This window comes from Flavobacterium soyae (assembly GCF_021245985.1).
GTDB classification, from domain to species: domain Bacteria; phylum Bacteroidota; class Bacteroidia; order Flavobacteriales; family Flavobacteriaceae; genus Flavobacterium; species Flavobacterium soyae.
On the sequence record NZ_JAJQXA010000003.1, the window covers coordinates 468,194 to 478,260 of the forward strand.

Below are 10,067 nucleotides of genomic sequence, written 5' to 3' on the forward strand. Positions count from 1 at the left end.
CCTAATTCGCAACCGAAAATTGAGAATCGTATAAGTTTTTATAATAACCATCAGTTTTCATTAATAATTCCTGATGTGTTCCTTGTTCCACAATTAATCCTTTGTCCATAACCACAATTTTATCTGCATTTACAATTGTTGCCAGTCTATGCGCAATAATAATCGAAGTTCTTCCTTTTGTAATGGTTTCAGTCGCACGCTGAATTAATTCTTCAGAATACGTATCTATTGAAGAAGTTGCTTCATCTAAAATCAAAATACTCGGATTACTTACATAAGAGCGTAAAAATGCAATAAGCTGTCGCTGCCCAGACGAAAGCATTACGCCGCGTTCCTTAACATCAAAATCATAATTGTCAGGAAGGCTCATAATAAAGTCATGGACGCCAATTTTCTTTGCCGCATCAAGAACCTGTTCGCGGGTAATTTCAGGATTATTAAGCGTAATATTGTTGTAAATTGTATCGGCAAATAAAAATACATCTTGTAAAACAACTGCAATTTGTTTTCTTAAAGATGCTAAAGTATAATTTTCGATATTTTGTCCGTCAATGTAAATTGTTCCGCTGTTAATTTCGTAAAAGCGATTCAGCAAATTGATAATAGTTGATTTTCCTGCTCCGGTCGAACCTACAATTGCAATGGTCTGCCCGGAATCGACAGATAAATCAATTCCTTTTATCACTTCTTCTTCCGGGATATAACTAAAACGAATTTGTTTAAATTCAATACTGCCTTCAAAAATAGGAGCTTCAAGTGTTCCTGTGTCCTGAATATGATCCTGAGTATCGATAATATCAAAAACACGATTGGCAGCAATCATTCCCAACTGCATCTCGTTGAATTTATCTGCAATTTGTCGAAGCGGATTAAAAAGCATTCCAATAAACATCGTATATGAAAATAAATCCCCAAACGTCGTGAAGTTATCTCCGTTTAAAATTTTGAATCCGCCAAAAACAACAACTAATCCTAAAGTAATTGATGAAATAATATCGGCAATAGGGAAGAAGATCGAGTTGTACAAAATTGTTTTAATCCACGCAACTCTGTGTTTGTCATTAATAACCCTGAAATTCTCGGCTTCAATTTTTTCACGGTTAAAAAGCTGAACGATTTTCATTCCCGTTACACGTTCCTGAACAAACGAGTTCATATTAGCGATCTGCGTTCTCACTTCCTCAAAAGCAACCTGCATCTTACGCTGAAAAATTCGGGTAATATAAACCAGAATTGGCATTGCAACCACTACAATCCAAGTGAGCTTCCAGTTCATGTAAAACATAAAAATCAAAACGACAAGCATTTTCATCAAATCACTTATAATCATAAACAATCCCTGACTGAAAATACGCGCAATCGATTCAATATCCGAAACAGATCTGGTAACCAATTGTCCAACCGGAACCAAATCAAAATATTTCATTCTAAAACTTAGAATATGTTTGAAAAGTTTCGTTCGAATATCTTTTACGATATCCTGCCCAAGCCAGTTTGCCCAGTATACAAAATAGAATTGAGAGAAAACTTCCATCAACAAAACGCCTCCCATTAAAATAATATATAATAGTAAACCCGTCTTGTCGTGTGTCTTGATATAGCCGTCGACCGTTTGCTTTAATAAGTAAGGTCTAAGTGCTGCAAATATGGAGAGCGAAACCGCAAAAATAATAACGCCGTAGTAACGCCACTTATAAGGTTTCGTATATTTTAAAATCCGTTTAAATAAACCGGTATCAAATGCTTTTGCTTTCATTTTTTTTGATGCTTTAAGCTTTAGGCAATAGGCTTTTATAAAGTACTTAAAGCTTACTGCTTAAAGCCTGTAGCCTACAGCTATAAATAATTGTAATAAATTTTGGTTAAATACAAACCATGCGCCGGAACCGAAAATCCGGCTTTTTCTCTGTTTTTGCTGGCAATAATATTTTCAAAATCTGCCAGCGTAATTTTGTGCAATCCTATGTTAATCAAAGTTCCCACAATTGCCCGAACCATATTTCGTAAAAAACGGTTTGCCGAAATTGTAAAAACCAGTTTGTTGTTTTCATTTTTCCAATATGCTTCAAAAATCGTGCAGTCAAAAGTATTAACATCTGTATTCACTTTTGAGAAACACTGAAAATCGGTATGGTTTAATAAAATCTTCGCGGCCTCGTTCATTAAATCAACATCTAACTTTTGATTTACATACCAGCTTAATTCCTCTAAAAACGGATTTTTTACGGTATTAATATGATATTCGTATGTTCTTTTTGTAGCGTCAAATCGGCAATGCGCATCGTCGTGAACGGGAATAATATTATAAATCGCAATATCTTTTGGTAAATACGAATTCAGCTTGTGCACCAAAACCGGAATATCAATTGATTTTTCTAAATCAAAATGTCCGTACATTTCCTCGGCATGAACACCAGTATCCGTTCTTCCGGCACCCATCACATTTATCTCCGAATTTAATAAAACCGAAAGTGCCTTATTTAAAGTTTCCTGAACTGATGAAGCGTTGGGCTGAAACTGCCAGCCATGATAATGAGTTCCGTTATAAGCAAAATGAATAAAATATCTCATTGTGAGGTACAGAGGTTTTGAGGTGCAAAGGTACAAAGGTTTTTTTGAAGATGCTAAGATTCTAAGTTGCTAAGGTTCTAAGATTTTTTTATGAGGTTCAAAGAAACAAAGGTTCAGAGGTTCAAAGGTTTTTTTATCCTCAATTTATGTGTAGAGACGCACAGCAGTGTGTTTAACGTAAGATTGGAAAAATTGCAGCTATATATAGGTATAATATTTTAAAACCGATAAACCTCCATTTCAATAAAATCTAAAAAGAAAAACCTTTGCACCTTTGCCTCTCTGTACCTTTGAACCTCTCTAGAAACTGTTAACTCCCAAAATGCAAATCATAGTTTGCCTAGCTAAAAATCGTGTCAGAAATTGACAATTCCAACGATATAATTAAAATCATTTTTTAACAATTTTAGCAAGAAAATTCTAAATGTTAATTTTTAAAATTTTTCATTTTAACAGTTCATATTTCTCCTATGTTTGTACTATTAAATATCAAAAACTATGAATGAAATTACTTCTTATTGGTGGATACTTTTAATATTATTTGCCATTGTTTTTTACAAATTTATTTTGCGTGTTTTCTTCGGAATGGTAATGGTTCCTGAAGATAAAATTGGTTTAGTTACCAAAAAATTTGTTTTGTTTGGCACGGACAAATCATTACCAGACGGCCGAATTATCGCTACAAAAGGTGAAGCAGGTTATCAGGCAAAAACACTGGCTCCGGGTTTATATTGGGGAATGTGGATTTGGCAGTATTCAATTGACATGACTAGTTTTACCTTAATTCCGGAAGGAAAAATTGGACTGGTTTTAAGTAAAGATGGAAAAGAAATTCCAACCGGAAGAATCTTGGCCAGAAAAGTAGAAAGTGATAATTTTCAGGATGCAACTGCCTTTTTGGACAACGGAGGCCAAAAAGGACGTCAGACTGCTTTTATCACAACGGGATCTTACCGTATTAATACATTTTTATTTGAGATTGTAATTACAGATCAAATTAAAATTTTTGAAAACATGATTGGTATTGTAACCGCTCTGGACGGTGAACCAATTCCGCAGGGACAAATTGCAGGTAAATTTGTTAACGACCATAATAACTTTCAGGACTTTGATAAGTTTTTGGAACAAGGTGGAAATCGTGGTTTACAGCCTCAGGTTATGTTAGCTGGTTCTTATTACATCAATACCTGGGGAATTTTAATTGAACAAAACCCAATGACAGATGTGCCAATTGGTTATGTTGGAGTTGTGATTTCTTATATTGGAGAAGATGGACAAGACGTAACCGGAGATACTTTTAAACATGGTAACATTGTTTCAAAAGGACAGCGTGGTGTTTGGATGGAACCATTTGGGCCTGGAAAATATGCATTGAATAAATACACAACAAAATTAGAGGCAGTTCCAACAACGAATTTAGTTTTAAACTGGGCAAACGCACGCAGCGAATCCCATGATTTAGATAAAAATCTTTCTACAATTACGGTTCGTTCAAAAGACGGTTTTCCATTCAATCTTGACGTTGCGCAGATTATTCACGTGCCGGCAGCAGAAGCTCCAAAAGTGATTGCACGTTTTGGAAGCATGAATAACTTGGTTTCTCAGGTTTTAGAACCTACGATTGGTAACTATTTTAGAAACTCGGCTCAGGACAGCGATGTGATTTCGTTCCTGACTACCAGAAAAGAACGTCAGGAATCGGCCAAAAATCATATTAAATTAGTACTTGATGAATATAACGTAAACGCAGTAGATACTTTGATTGGTGATATCGTTCCGCCAGATTCATTAATGAAAACTTTAACTGACAGAAAACTGGCAGAAGAAGAGCAAAAAACATATCAAACCCAAAGGATGGCGCAAGAACAACGTCAGGGAATGGAGAAAGAAACGGCGATTGCTGATATGCAGAAAGAAATTGTCCGTGCTTCACAAAGTGTTGAAATTGCTCAGCGTACTGCAGATGCTACGGTTAAGAAAGCAGAGGGGGATGCAACCAGTTTAAAACTGAATGTAAACGCAGAAGCAGAAGCAACAAAAATGCGCGCCAATGCAGAAGCCGAAGCAACTAAAGCAAGAGCAGGAGCACAGGCCGAAGCAACTAAATTGAATGCGAGTGCAGAAGCCGAAAGAATTTCGAAAACCGGTCTTGCAGAAGCTGAAAAGATTATGGCAATTGGTAAATCGACTGCCGAAGCATACCAACTTCAGGTTAGCGCAATGGGCGGCGATAACTTTACGAGATATAAAGTAACCGAGGAAATTGGTAAAGGAAACATTAAAGTAATCCCAGATGTTTTAATTTCCGGAAACGGCGGTTCTGATGGTTCTATCAGTGGTTTATTAGGGTTGAAACTAATGGAAATGATGGATACCAAAGACTCTAAGGATTTGAAAGAAGTTAAAAATCAAAATCCGAAGAAATAATAATAATGCTGCAGACCTGACAGGTTTTTAAAACCTGTCAGGTCTAAACCAAACGTAAATAAAAATCCGATCTGTTTTGTTTTTGCAGATCGGATTTTTTTTATTTATAAAGAAATGAAAACATGACGAAAGACGCACTGCAGTGCGCCTCTACAGGAAAACCTTTGTATCTTTGTTTCTTTGAACCTTTGTCCCCTTAAAAAAAGAATGAAAAAAATCCTCCTGCTTTCCGATACTCACTCTCATATTGACGATGTTATTTTAAAATATGCTGCACAAGCAGATGAAGTGTGGCATGCTGGAGATATCGGTGATTTACATGTTACAGATACTATAAAAAAGCTAAAACCGCTTCGATGTGTTTACGGAAATATTGATGATGCGCAGGCAAGATTAGAATTTCCGCTTCATAACAGATTTTTATGCGAAAATGTTTCAGTCTGGATTACGCATATCGGTGGTTATCCGGGGAAATACAATCCGAGTATTAGAGAAGAAATGGCTTCGAATCCGCCGAAATTATTTATTTGCGGACATTCGCATATTTTAAAAGTAATGTTCGATAAAAAGAACAATTTATTGCATATGAATCCCGGTGCTGCAGGAAAAAGCGGTTTTCATCAAATGCGAACCATGCTTCGTTTTGTTATTGATGATGATAAAATAAAGGATTTAGAAATTATTGAGATTGGTAAAAAATAAGGTTTTATGAAATTGGGACTTTTATTTTAATCGATGTTCCTGTATTTTCATCTGCTCTTGAAATAATAGAAAAACTTCCTTTTAATTTTTTTATTCGCACTCGAATTCTGTTTAAACCAAAACCTTCAATTTCATTTAGTTTTTCGGCATCAAAACCTATTCCGTTATCATGAATAATAATGATTAACTGATTGTTATTTTCATGTATTGAAATTTGGGCTTTTTGCGCTTCGCTGTGTTTTATAATATTGTTGCATAATTCAGAAACAATGAAATACAGTTTTGTTTCAAATTTTTCAGAATATCTCGTATCTGCAGCGACAGAACTTGAAAACTCAAACTGAATGCTCGAATTAGAGTTTCTTTCGCATAAATCTTCTAAAGCATAAATCAACCCAAAACGAACTAAAAGAGTAGGCACAAGATCATGTGAAATATCACGCAGCAAATCGTGGACTTCTGATAAAATAGCTTTTGTCTTTTGAATTTCTTCTGATTGGATATTGTTTTTAGTCGTAAAAACATTCAAATGTAATCCTGCAGAAGAGAGAAGCGAATTGATATTGTCATGTAAAAAAGCTGCAATCTTTTTTTGTTCGGTTTCCTGACTGTCAATCCCTGCATTTATAACATCTAAAAGGATTTTTTGTTTGGTGTCTTTTCGCTTAATTTTTTGCTTTAGTTTATTGTTTTGATAAACCAGATAGAAAAGAAAAAATAAAATAATGATTAGCACAACAAATAGGCTCACAACTTTTTTATTTCGTAATTGTTCTCTTTTTGATTGCTCAGAAAACTCTTTTTTTGCTGGTTTTACAAGAGAAATGTTAGGTTCTTTTAGTGTTGTATTTTGCTGACCGAAAACCTTGTCTCCAGTGGAGATAAGTATAATAATCGATATTAAAATTCTAATAAAAAACATATTTCGGGATATTATTCTCTTGATTTTTAATTTACGGGTTTATTAGGTTGTTTTTTAAAGCATACTTTACAAGCCCAATTGTATTTTTTATATTGAGTTTTTTCATAATATTTTTGCGATGTGTTTCAACTGTATTTATGCTGATAAAAAGCTGTTCGCTTATTTCTTTTCCACTGTATTCTAAACAGATTAGTGTTATGATTTCCATTTCCCGCGGGCTTAAAATTGGGTTTTCAGTATAAATATTCTTGCTTAATTTTGGATTGTTTTGAGAAAACATGCTAAAGATTTTTTCCCGCACAGCATCAGAATAATATTCCTGGTCCTGATATACGGCATCGATAGCTTCAATGATATTTTCACCTGCACATTTTTTGGTTAAATAACCTTTGGCTCCCAATTTCATTACCTCTTTAATGATTTTTAGATCATCATAGCTTGATAAAATAATTACTTTGCAGGGAAATCCTTTTTGACTAAATTCTTTCAAAACTTCAATGCCATCTTTTTGCGGCATACTGATATCTAAAACTAAAATATCAGCCTGATCCTTTATTACGTCATCATATATAGTGATACCGTTCAATGAACTGCCGGCAATTTCAAAATTTGGAACCGTCTGTAGTAAATTGGTAAGTCCATCAATAAGTACCTGATGATCATCAGCAAGGTGTATCTTTATTTTATCTGCCATAAATAGTTTAGAACAAAAGGCAAATTTATGAATAAATTATCTTACAAAATTGATTTTTGAAAATGATTTCAGATTTCTCATTTTACTGCGAAAATTAGGCACAAAAAAACCCGAATATAAATTCGGGTTCTCTTCGCACAAAAAAATTAAGTTTATAGGTTTATCTCAAACGATCTACAGATTTTACAAGATCTTCGTCCTTCTTGATGGCCTTATTAGCAAGAACTAATAACACGATAGCAACAATAGGAAGAAACATCCCAATACCTTTCTCAGATACAACTGTCGTTGTATCTCCAGATAAATTTAGTGAGCGGTATACAAATAATCCTAATAAAATTAAATTTAATATTATGTTCAGTCGGTTCATCACAAACTGATTTTGTCTCTTTTTGTATGATATAATACTAATAATGGTAAGCATTGTGCTTAAACCTAGTAAAATAGTATAAAACTGGTCTTGCATAAAATAAAAAGCTTTTCCAGTATTTAATGTCCAAAGCGGCATAAAAAACATTAAAACCCCTGTAACAACAAAGGTAAGAATTAGATATACGGTTTGAATTCTTTGTATCATGATCTAAAATTGTTTTACAAAAATATATTTTCTTTTTTTAAAATACTATTGTATGATTAAATTTTATTCGTATTATTGCATCATAATACCGTAAGCACTTCATACTGCGGGCAATTGAAAAAAAATATCTACCTATTCTTTTTACAGTATTTCCTTTAAAATAATTAAACTCATAGAACATTCATGTTTGATATTTCTGCATTAAAAGAAATGAAGCTTTCTGAGCTTCAAGAAATAGCTAAGTTAGCTAAAACTATAAAGATTAATGGCGTTAAAAAAGATAATCTGATTACTCAGATATTAGCGCATCAGGAGGCGACATCAGCACCGCCTGCAGAAACTATTGCAGAAAAGGAAGTAAATAATGACAAGCCAAAAAGAGCGCGAATCGCTCCGGTTAAGAAAACTGTCAATAAAAATGCTCCTGTTCTTGAATTTGATACTGTAGAGGAGGCTCCAAAGGAGATTGAAATTCCTGCTGCAGAAGATAAGCAGACAGTACAAGCTGAAGAAGCTGCCGAAAGCAGAACACCAGATAAAAAAGGACCTAAAATTGTAAAATTCAATAAGTCAGCTTATGAAAAAAAGGTCGCTCTGCAAAAGGAAAAAGAAGCTTCTAAGGAAGTAATTACTGTTGAAGAAGCTGCAGAAAACGACATAACAGCACCAATTGCTGAAAAGGCTGAAAATACTGCACCGGTTAAAAGGATTAATCCTAATCAGAATAAAAACCAGAATCCCAACCAAAACCCAAACCAAAATGGGAACGGAAATAATGGGAATCAAAACCAGAACCAAAATAATAAAAATAAAAAGAATAATAATTTCAGAGATTCAGATTTTGAATTCGACGGAATTATCGAAAGTGAAGGTGTTCTTGAAATGATGCCTGATGGTTACGGATTTTTACGTTCTTCTGATTATAATTATTTAGCTTCACCGGATGATATTTATTTATCAACTTCACAAATCAGATTATTTGGTTTAAAAACCGGAGATACTGTAAAAGGTGTGGTTCGTCCTCCAAAAGAAGGCGAGAAGTTTTTCCCTCTTGTTCGGGTATTAAAAATCAACGGACATGATCCGCAGGTTGTTCGTGACAGAGTTTCTTTTGAACACCTGACCCCGGTTTTTCCTTCTGAAAAATTCAAATTAGCCGAAAAAGGCAGTTCTATATCAACCCGTATTATCGATTTATTTTCTCCTATTGGAAAAGGACAGCGTGGAATGATCGTTGCACAGCCAAAAACAGGTAAAACAATGCTTTTAAAAGACATTGCCAACGCAATTGCAGCTAATCATCCAGAAGTTTATTTGATCGTTCTTTTGATCGATGAGCGTCCTGAGGAGGTTACAGATATGCAGAGAAGTGTTCGCGGCGAAGTTATCGCGTCAACTTTTGACAGAGAACCGCAGGAACACGTAAAAATTGCTAATATCGTTCTTGAAAAAGCAAAACGTTTAGTTGAATGCGGACACGATGTTGTTATTCTTTTAGATTCGATTACACGTTTAGCAAGAGCTTATAATACAGTACAGCCAGCATCTGGAAAAGTGTTAAGTGGAGGTGTTGATGCCAATGCATTACAAAAACCAAAACGTTTCTTTGGAGCGGCTAGAAATGTAGAAAACGGAGGTTCATTAAGTATCATTGCAACTGCATTAACAGAAACGGGTTCTAAAATGGATGAGGTGATTTTTGAAGAATTCAAAGGAACAGGTAACATGGAACTTCAATTAGATCGTAAAATTGCGAACAAACGTATTTTCCCTGCGATCGATCTTACTTCTTCAAGTACACGTCGTGACGACTTATTACTTGACGAAAAAACATTACAAAGAATGTGGATCATGCGTAAATATCTTTCTGATATGAACCCTGTAGAATCTATGGATTTTGTAAATGACCGTTTCAAGAAAACGAAGAATAATGAGGAGTTTTTGATTTCTATGAATGACTAGGAAGAGGTGCAAAGGCTCAAAGTGACAAAGTGACAAAGGTTTTATTTTGGAACTTTAACTAAATTATAAAATATACATAAAAAAAGAGGCTGTCTCAAAAGTGAGGCAGCTTTTTTTGTGGCATAAAAAAAGGAAAGCTTTCGCTTTCCTAATTCTTGCAATTTGATTAAATTGCGGTGTGTGTATAGCTTCAAAAGTAGTCTTTAAAGATT

At 34.4% G+C, this 10,067-nt stretch carries 8 protein-coding genes; 3 read left to right on the forward strand and 5 right to left on the reverse strand.

Annotated features, from left to right (window positions below; translation table 11 throughout):
- Position 1: 1 nt before the first annotated feature.
- Together LUU93_RS06430 and truA are read right to left on the reverse strand one after the other, a co-directional pair.
- A complete protein-coding gene (locus LUU93_RS06430) occupies positions 2-1,756 on the reverse strand; it encodes an ABC transporter ATP-binding protein (protein ID WP_232679479.1) in 1,755 nt (584 codons plus the stop codon).
- Positions 1,757-1,836: 80 nt separating this feature from the next.
- On the reverse strand, positions 1,837-2,571 hold the full coding sequence (gene truA / locus LUU93_RS06435; RefSeq protein WP_232679481.1) for a tRNA pseudouridine(38-40) synthase TruA: 735 nt from the start codon (positions 2,569-2,571) through the stop codon (positions 1,837-1,839).
- Positions 2,572-3,069: 498 nt separating this feature from the next.
- Between truA and LUU93_RS06440 the strand changes: the two genes are divergently transcribed.
- Complete coding sequence (locus tag LUU93_RS06440) at positions 3,070-4,998, forward strand: SPFH domain-containing protein (RefSeq protein ID WP_232679483.1); 1,929 nt, start codon at positions 3,070-3,072, stop codon at positions 4,996-4,998.
- 207 nt (positions 4,999-5,205) lie between these two features.
- Positions 5,206-5,700: a metallophosphoesterase family protein gene (locus tag LUU93_RS06445; RefSeq protein ID WP_232679485.1), complete on the forward strand. Its 495-nt coding sequence runs from the start codon at positions 5,206-5,208 to the stop codon at positions 5,698-5,700.
- A 4-nt stretch (positions 5,701-5,704) separates the two neighbouring features.
- Here the strand turns inward: LUU93_RS06445 and LUU93_RS06450 are convergent, their stop codons facing one another.
- From LUU93_RS06450 to LUU93_RS06460, 3 genes are all read right to left on the reverse strand, one after another.
- On the reverse strand, positions 5,705-6,622 hold the full coding sequence (locus LUU93_RS06450; RefSeq protein ID WP_232679487.1) for a sensor histidine kinase: 918 nt from the start codon (positions 6,620-6,622) through the stop codon (positions 5,705-5,707).
- A 31-nt stretch (positions 6,623-6,653) separates the two neighbouring features.
- On the reverse strand, positions 6,654-7,316 hold the full coding sequence (locus LUU93_RS06455) for a response regulator (RefSeq protein ID WP_232679489.1): 663 nt from the start codon (positions 7,314-7,316) through the stop codon (positions 6,654-6,656).
- Positions 7,317-7,476: 160 nt separating this feature from the next.
- Entirely contained in the window at positions 7,477-7,893 is a 417-nt protein-coding gene (locus tag LUU93_RS06460; RefSeq protein ID WP_056202617.1) for a DUF4293 domain-containing protein, read from the reverse strand.
- Positions 7,894-8,076: 183 nt separating this feature from the next.
- Between LUU93_RS06460 and rho the strand changes: the two genes are divergently transcribed.
- On the forward strand, positions 8,077-9,855 hold the full coding sequence (gene rho / locus LUU93_RS06465; protein ID WP_232679492.1) for a transcription termination factor Rho: 1,779 nt from the start codon (positions 8,077-8,079) through the stop codon (positions 9,853-9,855).
- Positions 9,856-10,067: the final 212 nt, after the last annotated feature.